Annotated in this window: 20 protein-coding genes and 1 pseudogene; 8 read left to right on the forward strand and 13 right to left on the reverse strand. The window is 61.1% G+C overall.

The window, feature by feature from the left end:
* Nucleotides 1-29: 29 nt before the first annotated feature.
* Nucleotides 30-950 (reverse strand): LysR family transcriptional regulator, encoded by a 921-nt coding sequence (locus tag C7I85_RS25485; protein ID WP_106726843.1) that lies wholly within the window; start codon nt 948-950, stop codon nt 30-32.
* Nucleotides 951-1,184: 234 nt separating this feature from the next.
* On the opposite strand from C7I85_RS25485, the gene C7I85_RS25490 reads away from it, so the two are divergent.
* From C7I85_RS25490 to C7I85_RS25515, 6 genes are all read left to right on the forward strand, one after another.
* On the forward strand, nt 1,185-2,021 hold the full coding sequence (locus tag C7I85_RS25490) for a TIGR03571 family LLM class oxidoreductase (RefSeq protein ID WP_245445107.1): 837 nt from the start codon (nt 1,185-1,187) through the stop codon (nt 2,019-2,021).
* Nucleotides 2,022-2,038: 17 nt separating this feature from the next.
* Entirely contained in the window at nt 2,039-2,863 is an 825-nt protein-coding gene (locus tag C7I85_RS25495) for an aldo/keto reductase (RefSeq protein ID WP_106726844.1), read from the forward strand.
* A gap of 13 nt (nt 2,864-2,876) precedes the next feature.
* The gene (locus C7I85_RS25500) at nt 2,877-4,076 is read left to right on the forward strand and encodes an MFS transporter (protein WP_106726813.1); all 1,200 of its coding nucleotides are present in this window, start codon (nt 2,877-2,879) and stop codon (nt 4,074-4,076) included.
* Nucleotides 4,077-4,103: 27 nt separating this feature from the next.
* Nucleotides 4,104-4,439, forward strand: a complete 336-nt coding sequence (locus C7I85_RS25505; protein ID WP_106726814.1) for a MoaF-related domain-containing protein — start codon at nt 4,104-4,106, stop codon at nt 4,437-4,439.
* 264 nt (nt 4,440-4,703) lie between these two features.
* Nucleotides 4,704-5,324, forward strand: a complete 621-nt coding sequence (locus C7I85_RS25510) for a type IV toxin-antitoxin system AbiEi family antitoxin domain-containing protein (protein WP_181257393.1) — start codon at nt 4,704-4,706, stop codon at nt 5,322-5,324.
* Nucleotides 5,317-5,961, forward strand: coding sequence for a nucleotidyl transferase AbiEii/AbiGii toxin family protein (locus tag C7I85_RS25515; protein WP_245445108.1), 645 nt, complete (start codon nt 5,317-5,319; stop codon nt 5,959-5,961). The genes C7I85_RS25510 and C7I85_RS25515 overlap by 8 nt, the downstream gene beginning before the upstream one ends.
* 268 nt (nt 5,962-6,229) lie before the next feature.
* On the opposite strand, the pseudogene C7I85_RS32370 reads toward C7I85_RS25515, so the two are convergent.
* The 3 genes and pseudogenes from C7I85_RS32370 to C7I85_RS25530 form a co-directional block, all read right to left on the reverse strand.
* Nucleotides 6,230-6,421, reverse strand: a pseudogene (locus tag C7I85_RS32370) (hypothetical protein); the annotation flags it as partial.
* 261 nt (nt 6,422-6,682) lie between these two features.
* Nucleotides 6,683-7,717 (reverse strand): ribonuclease Z, encoded by a 1,035-nt coding sequence (locus C7I85_RS25525; RefSeq protein ID WP_106726816.1) that lies wholly within the window; start codon nt 7,715-7,717, stop codon nt 6,683-6,685.
* 28 nt (nt 7,718-7,745) lie between these two features.
* The gene (locus C7I85_RS25530) at nt 7,746-8,084 is read right to left on the reverse strand and encodes a 4a-hydroxytetrahydrobiopterin dehydratase (RefSeq protein WP_106726817.1); all 339 of its coding nucleotides are present in this window, start codon (nt 8,082-8,084) and stop codon (nt 7,746-7,748) included.
* An 813-nt stretch (nt 8,085-8,897) separates the two neighbouring features.
* Between C7I85_RS25530 and C7I85_RS25540 the strand changes: the two genes are divergently transcribed.
* Both C7I85_RS25540 and C7I85_RS25545 read left to right on the forward strand, forming a co-directional pair.
* Complete coding sequence (locus tag C7I85_RS25540; protein ID WP_106726819.1) at nt 8,898-9,461, forward strand: outer membrane protein; 564 nt, start codon at nt 8,898-8,900, stop codon at nt 9,459-9,461.
* 60 nt (nt 9,462-9,521) lie between these two features.
* Complete coding sequence (locus C7I85_RS25545) at nt 9,522-10,859, forward strand: aminotransferase class I/II-fold pyridoxal phosphate-dependent enzyme (protein WP_106726820.1); 1,338 nt, start codon at nt 9,522-9,524, stop codon at nt 10,857-10,859.
* A gap of 112 nt (nt 10,860-10,971) precedes the next feature.
* Here the strand turns inward: C7I85_RS25545 and C7I85_RS25550 are convergent, their stop codons facing one another.
* From C7I85_RS25550 to C7I85_RS25590, 9 genes are all read right to left on the reverse strand, one after another.
* Nucleotides 10,972-11,859, reverse strand: coding sequence for a UTP--glucose-1-phosphate uridylyltransferase (locus tag C7I85_RS25550; protein WP_106726821.1), 888 nt, complete (start codon nt 11,857-11,859; stop codon nt 10,972-10,974).
* Nucleotides 11,860-11,876: 17 nt separating this feature from the next.
* On the reverse strand, nt 11,877-13,064 hold the full coding sequence (locus C7I85_RS25555) for a polysaccharide pyruvyl transferase family protein (RefSeq protein WP_106726822.1): 1,188 nt from the start codon (nt 13,062-13,064) through the stop codon (nt 11,877-11,879).
* A 7-nt stretch (nt 13,065-13,071) separates the two neighbouring features.
* The gene (locus C7I85_RS25560) at nt 13,072-14,391 is read right to left on the reverse strand and encodes a glycosyltransferase family 4 protein (protein ID WP_106726823.1); all 1,320 of its coding nucleotides are present in this window, start codon (nt 14,389-14,391) and stop codon (nt 13,072-13,074) included.
* On the reverse strand, nt 14,388-16,598 hold the full coding sequence (locus tag C7I85_RS25565) for a hypothetical protein (protein ID WP_181257387.1): 2,211 nt from the start codon (nt 16,596-16,598) through the stop codon (nt 14,388-14,390). The genes C7I85_RS25560 and C7I85_RS25565 overlap by 4 nt, the downstream gene beginning before the upstream one ends.
* 1 nt (nt 16,599) lies before the next feature.
* Nucleotides 16,600-17,334 (reverse strand): hypothetical protein, encoded by a 735-nt coding sequence (locus tag C7I85_RS25570; RefSeq protein WP_106726824.1) that lies wholly within the window; start codon nt 17,332-17,334, stop codon nt 16,600-16,602.
* A gap of 11 nt (nt 17,335-17,345) precedes the next feature.
* Nucleotides 17,346-18,602 (reverse strand): glycosyltransferase family 4 protein, encoded by a 1,257-nt coding sequence (locus C7I85_RS25575; protein WP_106726825.1) that lies wholly within the window; start codon nt 18,600-18,602, stop codon nt 17,346-17,348.
* Between the two features lie 2 nt (nt 18,603-18,604).
* Nucleotides 18,605-19,444, reverse strand: coding sequence for a class I SAM-dependent methyltransferase (locus C7I85_RS25580; RefSeq protein ID WP_106726826.1), 840 nt, complete (start codon nt 19,442-19,444; stop codon nt 18,605-18,607).
* Nucleotides 19,441-21,690 carry a glycosyltransferase family 2 protein gene (locus C7I85_RS25585; protein WP_106726827.1) on the reverse strand — a complete coding sequence of 750 codons (2,250 nt, stop codon included), beginning with the start codon at nt 21,688-21,690 and terminating at the stop codon, nt 19,441-19,443. Before C7I85_RS25585 ends, C7I85_RS25580 begins: the two co-directional genes overlap by 4 nt.
* Nucleotides 21,691-21,768: 78 nt before the next feature.
* Nucleotides 21,769-22,428: a calcium-binding protein gene (locus C7I85_RS25590; RefSeq protein ID WP_106726828.1), complete on the reverse strand. Its 660-nt coding sequence runs from the start codon at nt 22,426-22,428 to the stop codon at nt 21,769-21,771.
* Nucleotides 22,429-22,641 lie beyond the last annotated feature (213 nt).

Consider the following 22,641-nt stretch of genomic DNA (forward strand, 5'->3'; position numbering starts at 1 on the left):
AACACTGACACGGATTGAATACAGGAAACTCAAGACAGGGGCTTAGGTGCGCCCTCTAAGAACCGTTGCAGGCGCGGACAGACGAAATCGAGGAAAGCTCTCACGCGCTGTGGCACGCGCCCTCCTCCAAGAAAGAGGGCGTGAATCTCCTCTTCATCCTCTGCCACGACATCGTGGAGCACTTCGACAAGACGACCCTCGGCAATATCCGCGCGAGTATGATAGTCACCAAGTCGGGCCAGTCCTACACCAGCCACTGCCATTCGTCGGACAGTTTCGCCGTTGTTTGCAAGCAGCGCCCCCTGGACGGCGCGATCAACGATACGACCGCTTTCCTTGAGCGGCCAAACCGGCGCCGATCTCCGGAAATTGAAGCTAAGACAATTATGTCGAGACAGATCGTCGACCGAGGTTGGAGTTCCGTTCCGACGTAAGTAGGCCGGTGAAGCGACTATCTTGCGTCGTGCCGTTCCGATCTTGCGGGCCATCATCGAAGAGCTCGGTAACGGTCCGACACGGAAGGCAACATCAGTTCGGTCCAGATATAGGTCGACGATTTCGTCGGAAAGCGAGAGATCTACAACGATGTTCGGATAGGCCTGCCAGAACTCGGGCAGAATCGGCTCGAGCGCAAGCACGCCAAAGGCGACCGAGACATTCACTCGAACCGTTCCGCCTGTACTTGCCGCTCCTTGCGAGAGCTCACGTTCCACGTCGTCAAATTCTCTGAGCAACGACTGGCCGCGCTCATAATACATCTGCCCTTCGGCCGTCAGGGAAAGGCGACGGGTCGATCGCTCCAACAAGCGCACGCCGACGCGCGTCTCCAGCCGTGCGATCAACTTACTGATTGTCGAGGGCGTCATGCGCAGGAGACGTGCTGCTTCGGAAAAGCTGCCGGCATCAACGACGCGCAGAAAAACCTGCATTTCCCACGAGCGGTTGTCCATCGACGGCCTCCAGTTGTGAAAAGCGTTCACAGATAAAGTGGACTGGCAACGGCTTATCATGCGGACAGAGGTCGCATACCTCTTTGGCATGTCAAAGATCTCAGCATTGAACCTAATCCGCAAGCCGGACGTCATGACGCTCGGCATTGAATTGCCGCTCGACAATGACTGGTCGCCCGAGGGACAGGCGCGCGGGGCGGCCAGCGGTCGTCCGCATGGCGTCCTGACCTCTCCTTGCAGACGGAGCTTGTTCGTCGCGCCGACGCGCTTGGGTTCTCCGCTGTCTGGATGCGCGATGTGCCCGTCTTCGACCAGGTCAACATGGGCGATGCCGGTTCGGTGTATGACGTCTTCACCTTGCTTGGCTTTCTTGCCGGCGTGACCGAGCACATGGCTTTGGGAACCGCAGCGGTTGTGCTTCCGATCCGTCATCCGCTGATGACAGCGAAGGCGGCAGCCTCGGTAGATGTTTTGTCGGGAGGACGTCTCCTTCTCGGCGTCGCATCAGGTGATCGCCCGGTCGAATACCCTCTGCTTGGTCTTGATTTCGATAGCCGCGGCGAGCGCTTTCGAGAAGCCGTTCACTACATCAGGCAGACGTGGCAACCGGGCGGTCTGCCGGTGAATGGCAAGCGCGTTCCCACACTCGACGTTCTGCCCCGTCCGGTGCAGCCAACCATTCCGCTCATTGTGGCTGGCCAGGCCCGCCAGGACGATGGATGGCTTGCCGCAAACATGGACGGTCGCTTCGTCTATCCGGGCAGCCTGGAAAAACTCGCTGCACAGACTGCGGCCTGGTCCGGCGCAACCGCCGGCAAGGGTGCCTTCATCAGCGCTTTCCATCTCGACCTGCTCGACGATGCCAATTCGCCTCCTCAGCTGATCCGCTTCGGCGCTCGCCTCGGTCGCAAGGCATTGATCGGTCATTTCCGGCGACTGGCGGAGATCGGAGTCGATCACATAGCCGTCAATCTTCGGCAATCGACCCGCCCGCTGGCAGAGGTCATCGAAGAACTCGCGGCGGACGTCATGCCGCAACTGGGCAAAAAAGCCACCACCCTTGCCGCCTGAACCAAATGGAGAAATACATGAAATTCGTCAATTCACACGATGCCGCCATTCCGGCACTCGGCTTCGGCGTCTTCCGCATGTCGGTTGCCGAAGTGGAAAGCGTCATTCCAGCGGCGCTGGAAGCTGGCTTCCGCCATTTCGATACGGCGCAGATCTACCAGAACGAGGCCGCGCTCGGCCGCGCCTTGCAAAAGGCAGGCGCGCGGCGTGAAGACTTATTTCTCACCACCAAGGTCTGGGTCGACAACTACAGCCCGGAAAAATTCGCCGCATCCGTCGATGAAAGCCTCGACAAGCTCCAGGTGAATCAGGTCGATCTGCTGCTCCTGCACTGGCCTGCCGACAAGGTGGCGATTGCCGACCAGATCGATATGCTGAACGCGGTGCAAGCTGCAGGCAAAACGCGTTTCATCGGCGTCAGCAACCAGAATGTCGTGCAGATGAAGGAATCCATTGCACGCAGCGCAGCGCCCATCGTGACCAACCAGATCGAGCTTCACCCCTATCTCGACCAGAATGCCATCGCGGAAGCCGCCAAGGCGGCCGGTGTTGCCATCACCGCCTACTACGGCATGGCCGACGGCGCGGTGCCGCGCGATCCCGTTCTTCAGGCCATCGGCAAGAAGTACGGCAAGTCGGCGGCGCAAGTCGGGCTTCGCTGGCTGATCGAGCGCGGCTTCATCGCCCTTTCGAAGACGGCGAAGCCGGAACGCGTTGCGGAAAATTTCGATGTGTTCGACTTCGAACTCAGCGCAGACGACATGACCGCGATTTCCAGGCTCGCCCGTTCCGACGGCCGACTGGTCAGCCCTCCCGGACTGGCCCCCGTGTGGGACAAATAACGGAGATCTCACGATGAGTGCTGTAGACGCTCAAAACAGCGCCTCGCAGGCGGCCGGGTTCAACTGGCCGCTTCTCGCGCTGGCAATCGGTGCCTTCGGTATCGGCACCACCGAGTTCTCACCGATGGGCCTGTTGCCCGTCATCGCCGACGGCGTCGACGTGTCGATCCCCACGGCGGGCCTTCTGGTCAGCGCCTATGCCATCGGTGTGATGGTGGGCGCACCGATCATGACCCTGGCCTTCGGCCGCTTCGGCAAGCGCACCGCACTGATGCTGCTCATGGGCATCTTTACCCTCGGCAACATCCTGTCGGCTCTGGCGCCAGATTATTGGACGCTACTCGCGGCCCGGCTTGTGACCAGCCTCAATCATGGCGCTTTCTTTGGCCTCGGCTCCGTCGTCGCGGCCAGCGTCGTGCCACCAGAAAAGCGCGCGAGCGCGGTCGCAACCATGTTCATGGGCCTCACCATCGCCAATATCGGCGGCGTTCCGGCTGCCACATGGATCGGCCAGCAGATCGGCTGGCGCATGTCCTTCGCCGGAACGGCTATTCTCGGCCTGCTTGCCATCACAGCCTTGTGGCTCTCCCTGCCAAGGGGCGAAGCGGGTAAGATGCCCAACATTGCCCAAGAGCTGAAGGTATTAACGCGGCCGGTAGTCCTGCTTGCGATGGCGACAACCGTCATGGGCGCGGGTGCCATGTTCACACTCTACACCTATGTCGCCCCCGTCCTGGCAGAACTGACCGGCGCGTCTGCAGGCTTCGTGACCTTGGCGCTCGTTCTGATCGGCGTTGGCTTCACCATCGGCAACGCTCTCGGCGGCCGTCTGGCCGACTGGTCGCTCAACGGCGCGACGCAAGTTTTCCTTGCAGCGCTGGCCATCATAAGTCTCGCGCTGCCGCTGGCTCTCAACAGCCATGTCGGCGCGGCAATCGGGCTTCTCGCATGGGGTGCAGCCGCATTCGCCATCGTGCCGCCGGTACAGACCCGCGTGATGCAGGCGGCAGCCGAAGCACCAGGGCTCGCATCTTCGGTCAATGTCGGCGCCTTCAACCTCGGCAATGCCGTCGGCGCAGCGCTGGGCGGCGGCGTCATCAGCCTCGGCTACGGCTATGCCGCGATACCCGTCGCAGGAGGTGTACTTGCTGCGGCAGGTCTCGCGCTGGTGTGGCTGGGTCGCACTCAAACCGCCGGTACCTGCGAAGCTTAGGTCGACGGACACGAAGGAGACGCACGAATGAATTCCATTCTATTTCCCATGGCCGGGGGGCGGTTCGAGGTTGATTACGGCGACCTCGTCGCCACCAATGACTACGCGCGGGATGGTCAGGCGCTCACCTATGAAATCACCAAGGGCGAGCTGACCGGCAATACGGCGACGGTCGGCTTCGAATGGCGCCACCTGTCCGGACAATCCTACGCCATCTCTTGGCAGGAGGCGGACGGCTCGACGGTCGTTCACATCGATGACTTCGAGGTCGGCCGTTCGCTCGCCTTCTTCACAACACCGGATGGGACGTTCTTTCGACTGGAAGGCAGCCTGCGACCGTTCGCCGGGGCCGGCCAGCACTAGCCAACCGCCTGGGAACCGTTCGATGTAGTCGGACGCATCGCCTTGGCGTCGGCGCGGGTTCGGCCATCAGCCTCTGGAACTGCTCGTTGGTATGTTGGCTGCCCTGGTCGGAATGACCTGGCTTGCCCAAGCATCAGCAAGGCGGCTCATGGCTGAGACATTCATGCTGTGCTTCGGCGGGTGATCGCCGTGATGTCTGGCGCTGCAAGGATGACATGTGACAAAACCTCGGATAATATCGAGTTTGATCAGAGGATTTGTCACGTGCCCTCGACGCAAGATTCCCAAAAGGCGAAGCTCAGAAGCCTGCTCGATGCGCGCAGCATGATGCATGCGCATGAACTGCGTGAGGCGGGCATCAGTGCGCAAGCGATCGCACGCGCCGTCGAGAACGGCGAAATCGAGCGTATCTCATGTGGGGTTTATCAAAGGAGTGGTGCGGAGGTCGAAGAGAACCAAATCCTTGCTGAAGCCATCATGCGCGTCCCAAAAGGGGTGATCGCTCTTGTGTCGGCGCTGGCCTTCCATGAACTGACCGACCAAATGCCACCGCGCGTTTGGATTGCGATTGGAACAAGCGATTGGGCGCCTGTGCAGTCCTATCCCCCGCTGCGTATGGTTCGCTTCACGAAACCCTATCTGCGACAGGGCATCGAGCATCATGCGATCGCTGGGGTCGACGTCCCGGTCTATTCGATCCCGAAGACCCTCGCCGACCTGTTCCGAAACCCCAGGCTGGTCGACCGATCGGTCGCCGTAGAAGGCCTGCGCGCCGCCCTCCAGCAACGCAAGGCAACTCCGAGCGCAATTGCCCAGGCCGCGAAGGCCGGCGGCGCTTGGAAGATAATGCGGCCCTATCTCGAGGCACTCACCTCCAATGGCTAAACCACCGGCGAATATGGCGAAGTCGGTCAAGGACCGGCTGCTCACTATCGCCCGCGAGGAAGGCCGTGTGTTCGATATCCTGCTGGTGCGGTTCGCGCTCGAAAGGCTGCTCTACCGCCTGTCGATCTCGGCGCATCGAGACCGGTTCGTCCTGAAAGGCGGCATGCTGGTCACGGTCTGGGTTGCCGATGACAATCGGGTGACGCGGGATGCAGACTTTCTCGGACATGGGGACGCCGATGCTGACCGCCTAATTGCGGACTTCGGGGAGATCATGGCGATCAAGAGCGACGATGGACTCGCCTTCGATATCGACGCGCTCGCGGCGACCGTCATTCGAGAGGAGATGGAATATGGCGGCATTCGCCTCAAGACCGCAGCCTACCTCGAACGGACGCGCATTCCTGTTACAATCGACATTGGCTTCGGAGACGTTATGGCCGATGCGACGCAGCGGCTCAACTATCCGACCCTTCTGGATCTTCCCGCTCCGTGGGTTCGTTCCTATCCGCCCGCCACGGTGGTCGCCGAGAAATTCCAGGCGATGGTGGCGCTTGGCGTCCTCAACGGGCGCATGAAGGACTACTACGACCTCTGGGCGATATCGCTGCGATCGACATTTCCGCTGACGATCTAGACGCGGCCATCCGTGCGACGTTCGAGCGCCGCCGGACGCCGGTCCCGAACGAACGCCCACCGGGCCTCTCGGTCGAAATGTTTGGCGACGAAGCGAAGCAGCGGCAATGGCGCGCTTACGCCGCATCGCTCGAACTCGACACTGTTTCGCTGGAATCGATCATCAAAGGGGTTTGGGAGTTGGTCGGCCCGTCATGTGCGCGGATCCTAGCAAGAAATGGGAATGAGGCATGACACCCGCCAATCCACCCGGTGACGAACTACATCCACTAGAGGAGGGACTCTGGGGGTGCAAAGTCCGTGATGTTGCTGACAGGTACCGTATCAAATTCAACTTTACGTCCTTCTTCGTCGGGACGGGTCAGATAGCTGCCCGCCAGGGGAGAGCGTCGGAGCGCAACCAAAAAGCCGCCCTTCTTTGGCGGCTCGCCGGCGATAGTCTGGCTGCGAGGCGCGCAGAGAGGCACGCTGGACCACTTCTACGGTTCGGCTTACGCATTGGTGGTTTTGGCGGACGGGTGGAAGCCCAGCTCTCGCGCGTATGGCGTCGATCTCAAGATAACGAACCGCTGTGGCCGTACGGCCCTCCTAAGAGAAGCGCCGATCCTGCAGACGATGCCAGGAATGCATGCGGTTTGCTACTTGAACCGCGATCGGATGGAACGGGACCGGCTTCATGCGCGTAACGGGCAGCGGCATATGGTGAGGCACGACATGCGGACTCAAGAGTTGGAGCCTTCGCGGGTCCTTGTTGGATGCCCGGCATTCCGTCCGCCATCGAAGTTTGCTTCGAATTCGCGCCTGAGCTCTCCCTCGCGCTCCAGGTAACGCGAGGAAAAATGCATCGGCAAGGCACGGGCCACGCCTGCCGCACGGGCGATACTTCCCGCCTCCGCGGCGGTCAAATGGCGCCTTGAGGCAGCCAGCTCTCGATCCTCGTCGAGATAGCCGGCCTCGATGAATAACTGCCTGGCACCTCGTGCCAACGCGACGACGCGTGCCACGTTCTCCGAGCTGTAAATCAGATCGGTCGCATAGGCGACCCGCTGTCCGGGACCGATCGTCAGTGCCTGGGTAGCTAACAGCTCAGCCAGTGATATGTCTCGACGGCCGGCCGCTATTTTCGTGTCAGGAGCATCGCCGCGCCGAACTGACCGCTTGGCCTCGGTCAACCACGGTCCAATGGGCAGGCCGAGATGGTCCAGCCGCGATTTGCGCGCATCGACCCGGACTTTCTCCTGCAACGCGAAGGCGAGGCTGGGGATTCCGTGATCCAGCATCGCCCCTTCGACACGAAACTCGTCATCCTCGAGAAGCACGCCGGACGGCACCCGCGGCGGCTCGCCTTCCTCGCGTGCGAAGCCCGCCTTAGCCCTGAAATGACTGCATCGAACGAACCCGGCCGGGGTCCAATCTGCGACGGAGATCACCAGATCGGCCGAATGCTGGCCGAGCAGATTCCAGGTATATGCCCTGAGCTTGGCTTCGACCGCATCTCCGAGCCCCGGTGGGCCGATCAGATAGAGCCTGGTTGGCTGGTAGAGCTGCGACCGAAGCAATCGATCGAAGCCCACGAAATGATCCATGTGCATGTGGGAGACGAATACATGGCTCACGCGCACGATCTCGCGGGCGGAAAGCGGCGTAAGATATCCCAGGTCGAACAAAAGCGCGCGGCGTCGGAACCGGAAATCGAGAAACAGGACAGGATCGGAGAACGGCTCGTTTACGAGTTTCGGTTGAATGAGGTCGGCCATGCCCCAGGTCCAGGACCGTTTCGGCTGATCACGGGCCAGCCAACTCGCTGATCTTGCTTGCCATGATGAAGTCGTTCTCGTGCAGCCCCTTGATCTTGTGGGTCTGTAGCGAGACGGTGGCGTAACCCCAGCCGAAACAGATGTCGGGATGGTGGCCCTGTTCCTCAGCAAGTCGGCCGACCTTGTCGATGAAGCTCTGCGATTCCCGAAAATCAGCGAACTTGAATTTGCGGCGCAGCCAGCGTCCCTCGTTCTCCAGCCCCCATCCCGGTGTCTGGGACAGGTAGACTGCTGCTTCCTTTTGCGTCAGCGGTGAAATGCCGCCCCGGCACGGCGTGCAGACCTTTTGGGCTAGACTTTCAGCCATCCCGTCCTCCCGGCGATCTCACAGGCTCAGGAATTTGTTCATGTAGTGGGTACGGAGGAACTTGCGCCGCTGTTCGGCAAAATACCTGTTGCCGGCTGGCGCCGTCCCTTTGGCGGCTCTTTTCTGTAGCCCCCGTTCGGCATCCGGCTTCTGTTTCGTATGTTTGCGCATGTTATCTAAGATGTGTAGCGAAGCCATCTCCGTTCAAGGGACCAGTTCGACCGCGCTGCCGATTGCGAGACCCAGTTCGCGATCCGCCGCCCTTGATTTAAGGCATCCGACCGGCCTCTCGCCTCGGGCATTGATGCCGTTCTCTCCTCGTGACGGCGGCTCCCTCGCGCTCAGTCCGTCTCGTCTCCAACAATGTCACAGCCGCCAAAATGGAATGAAAGATAATAACAGAAACGCCTGGCAGATAGCCAAACCACAGTCAGCAAGCGACCCGTCGTCGGGAAGGTGCCAAGTCTAGCTTACGATCATCCGCCTAGAATGGCCTGTCTAAAGGCGGTTGATGGCAGACGGAATCCGGTGAACCATTTATCGAATGGGGCGTAGATGCTAGCCAAATTCAATTTTCGAAAAGCTAGACGTTCGATAAGTCATTCCGAATAGTGTCTATATTTAACAGTTAAACATTGGATTTTGTAAAGTAATATTTTATTTCATAAAATAACACTTATGTATCTATTTTCATCTTAGACAACGGAGTTTGAATAATTACTTAAAGGAAAATTAATTATTCATTTTCAAGCCGCTTGATGGGGAAATGAAAAGCTGCTTATTGCGACCTCATCTTTGTGGCAAAGGACTCTTATGAGCGCGCGGATTCTCGGTATTTTCATTTTCTTGCTATCGAGTAGCGCTAGCCAGGCGGCTGACTTAGCCATGCGAGCGGCGGTCGACTGGAGTGCTCCTTATTTTGGCATTTCGGGTGGCTATGGCTGGCTTGGGGATGTCGACCGCTCGTTTGCGCCACCGCTCCGTTCATCGGGAGATGACGTCGTCTTCGGCGCGCATGCCGGCTATCTCCACCAATTCGATGCCTTCGTTCTGGGAGGCGAAGTCGAATACATGCGGCTCGGTATCAATTTTGAAGGTTTTCCGATCGACGTCGAAAACGCCGCCTCGGCGAAGGCCCGTGTCGGCTTCGCCTTCGACCGCCTGCTGCTTACCGGTCATGCCGGAGCCAGCCACATCACCACCAACATCGGACTGAAAGATTGGGGCTGGGTGGCAGGTGCCGGCGCCGACTATCTCCTGAGCGAAAATATCGGCGCCGGCGTGAGCTGGGATCACATGCAGTTCAATCGCTTCGGCGGGACGCTCATTGATGGCCAGATCAATCTCGTCAAGGCGCGGGTGGATTTCAGATTTTAGGGATTCGGCCAAGGCGCTCGCCCGGCGATCCTCACACAGAACAAGAGAGACCCACCGCCAATGAAAGCAATACCCAAGGCTGCACTGTCGGGCAGTCTGAAGGACTATCGCGTGTCGAAGAATAGCGGCCTCATGTCGCGTGCCGACAGCTTCTTCAGCTGGCAGGATCTTCGCCGTCAGCATGACCTTTGGCCCTATGCCCGTTCGACGTCGTCTGCGCCCCAGCCACGATCGGAGATCAGGTCCGACGCCGGAAAAGCCAGTTCAGGCGTCAATTTCGCCTCGCAGGACTATCTGAGCCTGGCCTCTCACCCAAGGATCAAGGCTGCGGCAATGGAGGCGATCGACAAATATGGCGTTCATAGTGCCGGTTCGGCCGCCCTTCTCGGCAACACCGCCTATTCGCTGCAGTTGTCGGCGGCTTTTTCGGAATTCCTCGGGGGCCGTGAGGTCGTGCTTTATCCGACGGGCTGGGCCGCGGGATATGGCGCCATCCAGGGCTTTGTCCGTTCGGATGACCACGTCGTGATGGACATATTGGCGCATTCCTGCCTCCAGGCGGGAGCAGCGGCCGCAACACAAAAAGTGCATTACTTCCGGCATCTCGACGTCGAAGCGGCGGCCCGCAGGCTGGCGAACATTCGCTCGGCGGACACGAAGAACGACATTCTCGTCGTGACGGAAAGCGTTTTTTCAATGCACTCCGACACCCCTGATCTCAGGGCGCTTCGAAGTGTCTGTGACACCTATGGGGCCAGTCTGCTGGTCGACTGCGCTCATGACTTCGGCTGCATGGGCGAGGACGGTCTTGGCCACATTGGCCAGCAGGAAATGCTCGACGAGATCGACATCATCATCGGGAGCTTCTCAAAAACTTTCGCCTCCAATGGCGGCTTTGTGGCCGTCAAGACGCGGGCTGCCGCAGAATATCTGCGATATTACAGCGCGCCGCACACATTCTCGAATGCTCTGTCGCCAGTCCAGGCCGCAACGGTTCTGGAGGCGCTTTCGATCATCCGGGCAGGCGAAGGGAAAGAGCTGCGGCACAAGCTGCGCGATAACGTCACTCATCTGCGCGAGTCCATGGCGCGCTCTGGCCGCGAAGTGCTGGGCGAGCCTTCCCCTATCGTGCCGGTTCGCGTCGGCGGCGAAGCCCTGGGACGGCTGGCGTCGAAATATCTTTCGATATTCGCGGGCCTTGCCAATCTGGTGGAATTTCCGGCCGTCCCATTGGGACAATCCCGGTTTCGCTTCCAGGTCATGGCCGGCCATTCAGCCGAGGATGTCGATACCATGGTTGCCGCGTTCAATGGTGCGATGGACAGCGCCTCGGCGGAGTTGGGTCAAATACAGGCTGGGGCAGGCGCCCGAGAAACTGCGGTGTCAGAGGCTGACTAGCACCTGATATTCCGCCAGCAGCTCGCACTCTCGATGCGGCCTACGGCCACGGGCTCAACCCGCGCTCAACCAGTGGCCCAAGGCAAAAGGCCGTGGGCCACTGTCATCACTCTCAAGCCACGGCCCGCCGCGCCGACGAAAGGGCTTCCAACTCGATCCCAATGTAAGGGGCAAGGTCGGCGCGCGCGTTTGCCATATGCAGGTTGGCAGACACGAAGCCGGCTGGCGAACCGCAATCGAAGGTCCGGCCGCAGAACTCGAAGGGTCGGATCTCCTGGGTTTCAATCAATGTGATCATGGCGTCGGTGAGTTGGATTTCGCCGCCCGCTCCCGGCGCCTGCCTCTCGAGTATGTCGAAGATTTCAGGCTGCAGGATGTACCGCCCGGAAATGAAGAGATTGCTGGGGGCAGTGCCGGGGGCAGGTTTTTCAACAAGGCCGGTTACCACCGGGCCATCGGCCGTTGGCTTGAGCGAGACGATGCCGAACTTGTGGGTGTCTTCGGGCGCGCATCGCTCTACTGCGATCACGTTGCCGCCATGGCAACTATGGAGATTAACCATGGACTTCAGGCAAGGCCTGTCGGAGATCATGAGCATGTCGGGCAAAAGCACTGCGAAGGGCTCGTCCCCGACGATGTGCCGCGCCGTCCACACTGCGTGGCCGAGACCCCGTGCCTGTTGCTGCCGCACGAAGGAAATCGTCCCTGCACCTGGTGTGTCGTGCTCGATCCGGTCGGCCAAAGGCTGCTTCCCGGCATTGCGCAGGCAGACATCGAGTTCGAAGGCGTGGTCGAAATGGTCTTCGATCGCACCCTTCATGCGCCCGGTGACGATGATCACATGTTCGATGCCCGAAGCGAAGGCCTCGGCGACGATGTAGTCCAGCACGGGCCGGTCGACGATCGTCAGAAGTTCCTTCGGGATGCTCTTGGTCGCCGGAAGCATGCGCGTCCCGAAACCGGCGGCGGGAATGATGGCCTTGCGAATCTTCTGGTGCATGATTGTTGCCCTTCGGTTCATGCGATTTTGCGGATTGAAGTGCCTTGGGTGTTGCCGGTGTCGATCATCCTGTGAGCGACTCCGTTTTCGGTGAGGAACTGGTGCATCTCGCCATAGATGAATCGCCAGTTGCGGTTATACTTATCAAATAGGGACTGGTCCAAGTATTCATCTAGCTGAAACTCTTTTTTACCAAAGACATCGAAGCTTGGAATCCGGAATGTTTCCGAAAATTCGGCGGTTCTACTGTCGTATGTGAAATAGACGGAGGGAACCCCGTTGGCGAGCGCCATCAGGTTGCCGTGCAGGCGATAGCCTAGGACAAGGTCCAACGAGCGCACGAGTTCTTCGTAGTCGGCAACGACATCGGAATAGAACAGTCGTTCGCAATAGAGCCGCACCATTTCCTCGTCGAGATACCAGGAGGCGGCCCATGGGTGCGCCCTCAAAGCATCCATTGCATCATCCCGCTGCGCCTCCGTTCCCAGGACAAGCTTCTTTTCCTCGACTTCCCCTTGTGCCATCAGCACCGCATCAAAGCGGCGGGCCATGGTTTTCACCAGGTCGCGGTGGAAGGTCAGGTACCGTTTTATGTCCTTGGCGTAGTCGGGAGAGACTTCGCGGCGGATGGTGATGCCGACCTTCCGGACGCTATCCAGCGGAGGGAGCTTGATGCGCAATTCGGGGTCATTGCGGCGAAAGGCCGTTGGGCAACCGATGATGCGGGTGTTGTGAACACCGATGTCCTCTAGCACCTGAGCCGTGTAGGCGCCGCGCACCCCAATGGACGTGGTTGAGTCGGCCATGAGACGGAGCAGTTCCTGCGTCTGGTCCGAGAGTTGGATCTTGCCCATCGCCGGAGCCTGGGCGCCTATACCAAAGCCGATGATGGGCAGGCCAAGCCGCTTCAAGATCGGAACGGCCTGCTCCCAGTTCATCGAGTTGTGGATGTAGTTGGACCCACGCAAGAAAACATAGTCATATTCGTCGCGTAATCTATCAACGAGGTCGGGTTTGAACTCCGAGATCTCAAGTACGCCGAGCTTGTCGTAGCTCAGAAGCTTCAGCGAAGAATCGAAGACAAATGCATCTCCGATATTGTGATAGCTGTTGATGCTCCTTTGAATGTCGTGGTGCTGGTACCAGCGGACATTGTCGCGCCGGTATACCTCGCCCGAGGGTATCATCACGAGTACGCGTGCCATAAGCTGTCTAACCCGCTTTTGGAAGAAGGGTGGTTCGGTTGGCAGCCGCGTCGCCATAATTCTGACGCAGCAACCGGCGGTAGAGCTCGACGTGTTCGCGGGCGCAATCGATGTGGCTCGTCGGCCGCCTCATCGAGGCCTGTAGCCGGTCCCAGGCCTCGGGATCGCTCAACACCTCGGCCAGGCGATCGGCGAGATCCTGCGCGCTGCCTGCGCGGAAATGCAGTCCGTCCTTTCCGTCCCGTACCTTTTCCGCCATGCCGCCAATGTCGGAGCAGATGACGGGCCTGCGGTGGTGCAGCGCTTCCTGGATCACCAGCGGCGAGTTTTCCCACCAGGTGGACGGCATCACGACCCAATCCACAGAGCGGATCAGGCGCGGCATGTCGGCATTCTGGTAGGCGCCGTAGAAACGCACGCGGCGGCCCGCGTCGTCGATGAGCTTCTTCAGGCGCTCTTGGAAATCGGCCGGCTGGCGCTCGAGATTGCCGCCGAAGATCATCAGGCAGGCGTCGTCACCCCAGACGTCCTGCGGCACCCGCGAGACCGCTTCGATCAGCACGTCTACACCCTTGAACGGCGTCAATTGTCCGAAATAGGCGAAGCGGTTGCGGCGGGGATTATGGGGCGGTAACTCGCGTGCGGAGGCGGATTCCCCCATTGCGATCCCGTTCTCAATGACCGACAGCTTATCCGCGTCGATCCCCCATTGCGCATAACGTTCGGCCAGAAACATGCTCGGGGAAACGAAGGCGTCGGCCAATTCGAGCATTCCTCGCACAAACCGCTCGCGCTTCAGGAAATTTGATACGGGTATTTCGGGAAAACACCCGTGGCAGGCGATGGGGGACGCCTCCCTGCAGAGCTGGCCCGTCGACCGCTTAACCATCTGGCCATGGTTCTGGCAAATCGACAGGTATTCGTGGAACGTGAGAAGGACGACCGATCGCGGCAGGGCCTCGCGCACCGCATAGAGCGCTTCCATCCCCAGGCCCAGCACATGATGAAAGTGGATGACATGGGGCCGTGCGTCGCGAACGAAGCGCACGAGGTCGTGCTGGAGAGCCTCGGTATCGCGGTTGGAGAGGAAGAAGTGGTTGTAGTCATCGGCGTGAAACAGCAGTTCATCCTCGGTTGGCCAAAGACTCATCAGTGCCGAAGCACCATGCCGAGGATAGGGTTGGCCGACGCAGGCCAGATAGACCGATTCCACATCAGGCAGTGATTTCAGGCCCCGGTGCAAGTTGTGGGAAGCGATTTCGGCACCGCCAAGCGCGAGCGCTGGGTGCCCATGCGAGACGACGAGGACCCGAAGCTGCTCGGTCATGTGCGCGGCCCCTCCTTTGGGTTTTCTTTGCCGGCAAACTCGGCCGAGCCGCGGGCATCGAGAATCTTGCGATCGATACTCTCAATGAGAGCGCCCATAGCCGATGTGCCTGTGATCGAGGTCCCGTCAGGACCAAGCATCTGCACGGATGGCAGCCAGTAGGAGGCGACGCCGTCGCGGCCGAGGCGAAGGCCGAGGTCCAATCCCTTTTCCCGAGAGCCGAGATATCCCCCTGCGAAGCCACCGGCCTTAACGAGGGCGTCGCGTGGCATCACGCAGCATTCGAGCGATGCGGCGGAAACAGGCGTCAGTTCGAACCCGGTCACCGCGCTGATGGGATAGCCTTCGTAGCGACGCGTTGGCCAGCTCCCCGCCCAGCGGACAGAATAGTCCTCATAGGCGAGGGTAGGGGAAACGATGCAATCCTTGAGCGCTGCCTGAGTGGCGACAAGCTTGCCATACCAGCCGGCCGTGTGCGGCACCAACGATCCCGAAAGCAAAACTACCGTGTCCGACGAGAGCGCCCGTGCCCCGGCCTCGAGAAGGTCACAGGCATCGCCCGCCTTTCCGGCCGAGACCAGCCTGAGCGAGAGCCCGTAGAACGCGGCGAGCTTCCCCATGCGGGCCGCCTCCCGATGAAAGCGCTCCGAGGGCACGACAAGGGCAATCGGAGCGCGCTTCGTTTCGGGGTCGATAGCCAGCAAGGCAAGAAGGGGGACGATGCCGTCCTCGTCGTCTTCCCCGACGCTGATGACGATCGGCGGGCCGGCAGTCGCCTCGAACGGACCCGGATCGACAACGGCCTCGACCGTTGGCGACGCCCTTTCCGAGGTGCAGAGAAGTGGGACAATCTGGCGGTCTATGATCTCCTGCAGTGCCCAATCGGAGGGGTCAATGGCTTGCATCTGGCGCATCGCCGCGAGGCGGGCCGAGGTGCGCAAGGGCGAGAGCGGCAGGAAGGCGCGGCGGGTGTCGCGCAATGTGAGTTCCAGGTAGAGGGCCGAAGAAGGATCGCCATCCGGTAGCCGCGCATGGGCGACGAAGCCATGCCTGTAGCCGCCAAGGTCGAATGCGCGCGAGAAGGCGGGGTGGTCCAAGAAGGCATCGGTCACATCGGTCCGTTCGAGCCGGCTCCAGCTGTCGTCGAGCCGTGCCTCGCCGTGGCGACGCCGCAACTTCACGCTTTGGACGTGATCGTCGGGGTCAAGCAGCCAGCCGGAAACAAGAAAGCATGCGCCATCGACCTGGAATATGCTGTCTACGCCCATGCGGACCGAAAGGGGCAGGGTCGACACCGTCTCGGTGCCGTCAAAGCTGTTGGCCGCCGTGCGCAGACGCAGCAGAGCTTGCGGGGTGCTGTTTACCCGCGGCAGCACCGAGCGGACGTGGCCAGGCGTTTCCAGCGGTCCGGCAATCACCTTGCGCTCGTGGACGGCCACATGGCGCCAGCCGTGGCGGCCGCGCCAGACGATGCCCTCGATGCTGCCGGGACTGATCGGCCCGTCCGGGTCGAGAAGTCCGGCGAAGGCCGAGGCTCCCTGGGGAATGTCCTGCCGTGCGTAGACGGCAATTGCGGTATCAGCGACGGAAGGCATGTCGCCGTCGGTCACCGCCCGGGCCATGCCAGGCATGACGTCGTGGGCCCAGCCTTGCAGGAAGATCTCTCCGTCCTGGCCGTCGCCAAGCAACTCGATGAAGCCGTTACTCCCATGAGCAGCCTTGACCAGGGCGACGATGGCCGAAAGCCTGTGAGGGTCGGACGGCGCAGCGATGAGCAAATCCGCCAGGGCGTCGATGGTAGCGGCCAGCTGGCTGCCGCAAAGCTCGGCCAGCAGCGCGGCTGCTTCGTTCACCGAGACCGTTCGGGGTGTGAAGACGTAGCGCTTGGGCGCACCTTCCTGCTCGAACTCCACGGTCGCGAATGCGCTCTCCGGGCTGTTCTTGAGCAGAAGTGCCGCGAAGCCGTGCGTGGCGGTCGGCAACGGCGTCCCCAATCGCCAACTGATGACGGCGGCACACGAGATCTTTGTGGGATCGTCATTGAGTTTTGTCGGTGCCGCGTTCGGCATCGGGCCGCCCGTGCCGATCACTAGTAGGGTGGAATGGCCGATCGGGCAGCCGGTGACCCTTCCGGCCCTGGGGATCCTGCCGGTACGTCGCGGCGTGGCGGTCAGGGACGAGGGAGGTGCATTTCCAACGGCCAGCATGTCAGATCCTGGCAAAGAGCGTCATGGCAGCACCCGCCGCAAAACCCACCAGGACGAAAAGCAACAGCAACAACGGCTTCAAATCGCCGTTGGAGCGCTTCTGCAGTCCGCTCAAGGTCTTTTCCATCCCCGCAACCACGCCGTCGAGCCGCATTAGATGGACGTCGAGATCGCTTAGCCGCTGCGTGATTTCGATGCGGAGGCTGGCAACGTCGGTACTGATGTCGATGAGGCCAACCGTCTCGGCCTCGCCGGTGTCGTCGATCTGCTGCGTGCGCATGACGGAGCGCTGAGAGATCTGCAGCTGCCGCTGGGCTGCCATCAGAACATCCAGCCTGTCGAGGACCTTGGCGAGCGGCGCGGCGATCAAGGCTTCAGCGGCCTGCTCATTGGGGAGGGGGACGCGTAGCGCCTGCTCATTGTCCGGCCCGTTCACCGCCATCACGACGAGATCGGAAGCGCGCGAGGCCGCTGGTTCTGGCAGCGCGATCTCGAAGGCGTGCTTGCCATCGCCGATGCCGTTGCGCCGCAGATCGGGACGATCGCGGTCGGCAGTCGCCTCGGCTATCGTCTTGCCGTCCAAGATTACACGGATCGCCACCCGCCTTTGCGGCTCTGCGGGGTCGAAGGCCCAGCCGAAGACGCGGCCCTGGTCAATGGCATCAACGCGGCCATTTACCGGCTTGGCGTTGTTCTGATCGGCCATTGCGCTTGGTTTCTCCGCACCAACAGGCATTCAGCTGTTCCTCATGCTGCTTTGACACGTTCGGGCTCGATCGCCTCGATCAGTTCGAGGTAGCGCCGAGCGGTCGTGTCGATGTCGTCGGGCCGGCGTGCGTTCCTGGAAAGCCGACGTTGCAGTTCCGGCTCCTCAGCGATGCGGCGCATCGCCGAGGCGAGTGCGCGCGGATCGTTGGGCGAAATCCCCAGCCCATTGACCTCGTCCTCGACCAATTCGGCCATGCCGCCGATGTTGCTGGCGATGACGGGTCGCCCTTGTGCCTGGGCCTCCTGGATGACAAGCGGTGCATTCTCCCACCAGATCGACGGCACAATCGTGCAGTCGACGTCGGCAACGAGCTCGGCGACGTCCTCGCGCCGATACGGTCCGCGCCTCTGCACAGTCGGCGCGGTGTCGCTGAAAAGGCGGTCGATTTCCGCGACAAAGGCTTCGCTTTGAAATGGGGTGCCGCCGTGGACGCGCAGTTCGAACTCGAACCCCTCGGTGATGAGCTGCCGCGCGGCCTCGAGTAGTATCGTCGCCCCCTTCCAGGGATTGAGATTTCCGAAATACCCAAACACCGTCGGACGTCCGGCGCCGCTTGACTTGGCCGCGGGCGTGGGCCGTAGTGGAAGGCCATTGGGGATCACGCTTATGGCATCCTCGGCGAGCTCCCACTCGACAAAGCGCTGCCGCAGGAAACGGCTCGGCGCGACGAAGTGGTCGACCGTGTTCAGCAGGGCCTTCAGGTGGCGCTCGCGCAGCGCAAAGCGGTCAAGGGGGATATCCTTGAAGCAGGCGTGGCAGCGGTCTGGGCTTGCAGCGTGGCAGAGCTCCTTGCCGCTAGTGCGGACCATCAGGCCGTCATGGTGGCAGATCGGATAGTAATCATGGAGCGTCATGACGATGCGGCAATCCGGCAGCGTTCGCCGGACGATATGGGGGAACTCCGCACCGATAAGGAGCAGGTGATGAATATGCACAACGTCCGGCCGGAAATCGGACAGCAACTCCACCAGATCCGGAACGACCCCGTAGAGGTCGATCTGGCTCATGTAGAAGCGGTCGAAGTGGCCAGACCACAGTAGCACTTCGTCTGCCGCATCGCCGATCCCCTGGAAGCTCGTGCCAGGCCTGACTTCGCGATGGACCTGATTCGTCGCACCAAGGAAGAGCGCCTCGTGGCCGGCGCGCTTGTAGGCGCGGAAAAGGTCATGCGCGAAGATCTCGGTGCCGCCAGGATGGAGGGCCGGATGATTGTGCGCCGCTACAAGGATGCGCATGCTTACAGCTGGGCTCCCCGGGATTCGGCCACATAGAAGTCCTGGTAGTGATCCGCGTCCTGGCCGCGCCAATGGCCCAGCGATTTGGTAATGATCGCAAGCCCGGCCTTTTCCAGGGCATGGTCAAGGAAATCGTCGTCGAACCCGACTGCCGCGAGCGGTGGCGTGTCGGGAACAAACCAGCAGGGCCCGTTGCCATCGCGCACGAAGCCAAGTCTGGGATCGCGCCTGCCGGATGCGTTCGCAGCCGCGATGCCGTCGACCACGAACGCGGTCATGAACAAGCGCCCTCCCGGTTTGAGCAGCCTGGCGACCTCGCTCAGGTGAACGAGAACCTCGTCGGGCGGCAGGTGCGTGACGACCGACGTCATGATCACGAAATCGAACTGCCGCTCCGCGTAGGGGAGTTTCAGCGCCTCCCCGCTGATCTTGCCTTGGGGGTTGTAGAGCTTGTGCGCAATGTCGAGGCGCTGGAACGTAAAGTTGGGATAAAACGGGGTTATGAAACGCCGGCACCAGGCGATGCCGCCCTCGACCGGATCGAGCCCGCTGTAGCGTCCCTTCTCCACATCAAGATACTGGGTGAGCGGAACGGCCATGCGGCCAATGCCGCAGCCGATGTCGAGCACGCGGTGTTCCGGCCGCAGGCCGCCTAGGCGGATGAAATGGCCCAGAAACTCCGCGCCGACGGCCCGGAAATCTCCGTCGCCGACGAACACTCTGCCCGCATCTGGTCGCGGCAGAAAGCGGTTGCGCCGGACCGTCTTCATCAGCCAGCTGACGCGATCCTCCTGAACCGTCGCTGCCGGTCCGATTTCATGGCGGAGAACCGCTTCGCTCATGCGGCGTTCCTTTTCGTCACTTCGATTTCCCTCGAGGCGCCCGTCCCGGTTGCGCTGTCGGAATAGACAGGCATCAGTGCGGCGATGTCGTCCTCCCAGCGCTGGGTGTGCAGCCAGGCATTGTATTGGCTGGCAACGCCGCGCATGTAGTCCTGGCTGCGGCGGATCGATCGGCGCTCGAAATGATAGAGGCAGGCGGCCGGTTCATAGGCGATCTGCAGACCTAGTCTCCGGATCTTGAGGCAGAGGTCGCTGTCTTCGTAGTCGCCGATGACATAGTCCTCTGTATATCCGCCGACCCGCTCATAAGTCTCCCTGCGCGTCACAAGGCATGCGCCCGTGACGCCAGGAACGTTGCGGGCGACCTGTGCTGCCGGATAGCGTCCAGGCATCCCCTTATAGAAGTGGTGATTGAGCCAGATGCCCCGCTGGTCGCGTCCGAAATAGAGCCCGGCATGCTGCAGCGAGCCGTCCTCGAAGATCAGCTTCGGACCGATGGCGCCGAGTTTCTTTTGTTCGAGAAGGGGTCGCGCCAGCAACTGGAGCCAGCCCGGTTCGCGCGGCACGACGTCGGAGTTCAGCATCACGAGAACCGTGCCGCGGGCAAAACGCGCGCCCGCGTTGCAGGCCCGAGCATAGCCGCCATTGCGGTTCATCACGACGAGCTTCATCGGCAGGCCGTGCAGGATGTGCAGCCCGCCCAGCATGTGTTTCGTCTCGTCCTCGATCTCGGGGGAATCCAGAACGAAGATGAGTTCGGCATTCTCCGCCAGCCAGGGATCGGTGGCCATGCCGGACAGTTGAAAGCGGAGGAAATCGAGGACCCGGTAGAGAGGCACCACGACCGAGACGAGCGGCGCCTGTCGAGGCTGGCCATAGTCCTTCGTGTGGTCGACCCCTATGGTTTTGCCTAGCGCATGTTCGACACACTGGAGGGCCGGGGCGAGGATGGTCCGGAACGCTTCGTCAACGGCGTGCTGCGGGGGAACGGCGCGCAGGATACAGTTGCGCTGCGCTCCCGGCTCGAAGGGCTGCGGCTTCGGTACCAGCGGTTTCACTGCACCTGAGGCGAGCCGCAACTGGAAGCGAGGCTGGAGCAGTGGTCCAAGCGGTTTGTCCACCGGAAGCCAGGCAATGAAGCCCGTCACTTCGGTCTTTGCATTGGTCTTCGCGTCGCGGTTCCAGGCCGGGAACTCGTGCCAATTGGCGTCGAGGGGCAGGACCGCGCCGTCCTCCCTGAGATAGTCGATGCCTGCAATGGTGAAGGTCGGATCCTTGGTCCAGCCACCGGCGAGCAGTCCGCTCCGCAACGAGAGGGCGATATCGACTGCGGCATGCGTCTGCGAGCGCGCGACCTGCCGGGCCGGAAGCGGAGCCCGCAGTTGGAGATTGATTGCAGCGGCCGAGCCGCCGCCGGGCAGGTTTGACAGTTGCCGCACGACGAACTCGCGCAGTCCCGCCTCGCCGCGCTGCTCCGCCCACCATTTCTGAAGGCCTGGATAGCGCGGATTACAGTTCGGCAGGTTCCGGACCGCGACGCCGCCTTTGCCCACGAACATGATGTGAAGCGGCCGAGCAGGCTGCGACGAGCCGAGAATGAAATGGCAGGACTGCCAGCCCCGCTCCGAACTGTTGCCGACGACAAATTGCGACGGCAGCGGCAGAACGGAACTGGGGCCGATAGCATAGATGGCGCTGATCTCGCCCAACACAGGGCTGATGTCGGTCTCAACGAGGTAGCGCCCGGGAGCGATCTGGCAGAGGGAATGGGCAAGCCGGGGCACCGGCACCAGGGTGAAGACTGCATCCTCGACGACACTGCTGAAAAGCTCGTCGCGGGACAGCCGGAACACGCTGCGCCATACGGTCAGGAGATTGTTCAGGAACTTGACGCGGCCCTCGGGCGAGAGGTTGCCCAACAGGAACTCCACGTCGAGGAGCGGCAGCCGTGCGGCCGGTTGCAGCGCGACTGCCTGCAGCCGGGTTCCGTCCGCAGCGGTAATCTTCGCGTCTTCCGCTTCACTTCCCGGCTTCATTGCCCACAGCACGCACTGCCCGCCATCGGCCCGCGGCAGTGTCATGCTGACAAGCGGGACCGGCTGCGATTGCATGGCCAGTGTAAATTTGCCTAAGGCTGGTAGCTGCGCGGGGATGTTCCAGAGCACGACAGCCACCTCCGAGCAAAGCTGGAAGGCCTGCGCAAAGCTGGAACCGCCGCCGGCGACCTTCGAACGGTCGGACGTCACGCGTTGGTCCTTTGGATTGGGTGGAAGGGATACGACGCGCCCTGCGGGAGATGGGGGACAGGGCGCGCCGCGTCAGGCTCAATGGATCGTGAAATAGTGGTCCGGGTGAGCCTGCATGTCTTTGGCGTCGACGTTCATCAACGTCAGGGTGTCGCCATGACCTAGGTCGATCACGACATTGCCGCCGACCTTGATGATGCGCGATGCCAGGTCCTCTGGGGAGGTAACATCGAGACCGTTGATGTTCTTCTGGATCTGCAGCATGTCCTCGCCAGGCGTGAAATCGAGGATGACGTCGTTGCCGCCGCCGCTCTCGAAGACGAATAGGTCAGCGCCCTTGCCGCCGACCAGGATGTCGTCGCCTGCTCCCCCATTGAGGATGTCGTTTCCGTCGCCGCCGAACAGGAAGTCGTTACCCCTGCCGCCCATCAGTATGTCGTTTCCGTCGCCGCCCATCAGGATGTCGTCGCCATCGTCACCGAACAGCACGTCGTCGCCAGGACCGCCGATCAGGATGTCGTTGCCGTTCCCGCCATGGAGGATGTCGTTGCCGTTCCCGCCGAACAGAATGTCGTTTCCATCGTCGCCGAACAGCACGTCATCGCCGTCGTCCCCAAAGATTGTGTCATCCCCGTCGCCGCCCTTGATGAAATCATCGCCGCCAAGGCCGCGAATGATGTCGTCAAAGCGGGTGCCAAACAGGACGTCGTCATATGCGCCGCCTTCCAACGTGGCCATCTGCTTCTCCTCTTTGCCGTTTGAATGCGTGCATCGTCGGTGGGAGCCGAGGATTACGCTGAAGCCATTGTGTAGTGCAAAGGAGAGAAGTGCAACAGGATCCAAAGCATAAAATATTCTTTTTTGATAAAATATTTCCGTCCGTAAGTAATTCAACACAATTCAACAAGAAAGTATCGAAAGAATATAAAGAGTATAATTGTGGATTGAGCA

The organism is Pseudaminobacter soli (ex Li et al. 2025), from assembly GCF_003012705.1.
Classification (GTDB): Bacteria; Pseudomonadota; Alphaproteobacteria; order Rhizobiales; family Rhizobiaceae; genus Pseudaminobacter; species Pseudaminobacter soli.

Excerpts from the sequence above, each read along its gene's own strand:
- C7I85_RS25485 (WP_106726843.1), bottom strand. The coding sequence starts at position 950 with ATGGACAACCGCTCGTGGGAAATGCAGGTTTTTCTGCGCGTCGTTGAT.
- C7I85_RS25495 (WP_106726844.1), top strand. The coding sequence starts at position 2,039 with ATGAAATTCGTCAATTCACACGATGCCGCCATTCCGGCACTCGGCTTC.
- C7I85_RS25500 (WP_106726813.1), top strand. The coding sequence starts at position 2,877 with ATGAGTGCTGTAGACGCTCAAAACAGCGCCTCGCAGGCGGCCGGGTTC.
- C7I85_RS25505 (WP_106726814.1), top strand. The coding sequence starts at position 4,104 with ATGAATTCCATTCTATTTCCCATGGCCGGGGGGCGGTTCGAGGTTGAT.
- C7I85_RS25515 (WP_245445108.1), top strand. The coding sequence starts at position 5,317 with ATGGCTAAACCACCGGCGAATATGGCGAAGTCGGTCAAGGACCGGCTG.
- C7I85_RS25525 (WP_106726816.1), bottom strand. The coding sequence starts at position 7,717 with ATGGCCGACCTCATTCAACCGAAACTCGTAAACGAGCCGTTCTCCGAT.
- C7I85_RS25530 (WP_106726817.1), bottom strand. The coding sequence starts at position 8,084 with ATGGCTGAAAGTCTAGCCCAAAAGGTCTGCACGCCGTGCCGGGGCGGC.
- C7I85_RS25540 (WP_106726819.1), top strand. The coding sequence starts at position 8,898 with ATGAGCGCGCGGATTCTCGGTATTTTCATTTTCTTGCTATCGAGTAGC.
- C7I85_RS25545 (WP_106726820.1), top strand. The coding sequence starts at position 9,522 with ATGAAAGCAATACCCAAGGCTGCACTGTCGGGCAGTCTGAAGGACTAT.
- C7I85_RS25550 (WP_106726821.1), bottom strand. The coding sequence starts at position 11,859 with ATGCACCAGAAGATTCGCAAGGCCATCATTCCCGCCGCCGGTTTCGGG.
- C7I85_RS25555 (WP_106726822.1), bottom strand. The coding sequence starts at position 13,064 with ATGGCACGCGTACTCGTGATGATACCCTCGGGCGAGGTATACCGGCGC.
- C7I85_RS25560 (WP_106726823.1), bottom strand. The coding sequence starts at position 14,391 with ATGACCGAGCAGCTTCGGGTCCTCGTCGTCTCGCATGGGCACCCAGCG.
- C7I85_RS25565 (WP_181257387.1), bottom strand. The coding sequence starts at position 16,598 with ATGCTGGCCGTTGGAAATGCACCTCCCTCGTCCCTGACCGCCACGCCG.
- C7I85_RS25570 (WP_106726824.1), bottom strand. The coding sequence starts at position 17,334 with ATGCCTGTTGGTGCGGAGAAACCAAGCGCAATGGCCGATCAGAACAAC.
- C7I85_RS25575 (WP_106726825.1), bottom strand. The coding sequence starts at position 18,602 with ATGCGCATCCTTGTAGCGGCGCACAATCATCCGGCCCTCCATCCTGGC.
- C7I85_RS25580 (WP_106726826.1), bottom strand. The coding sequence starts at position 19,444 with ATGAGCGAAGCGGTTCTCCGCCATGAAATCGGACCGGCAGCGACGGTT.
- C7I85_RS25590 (WP_106726828.1), bottom strand. The coding sequence starts at position 22,428 with ATGGCCACGTTGGAAGGCGGCGCATATGACGACGTCCTGTTTGGCACC.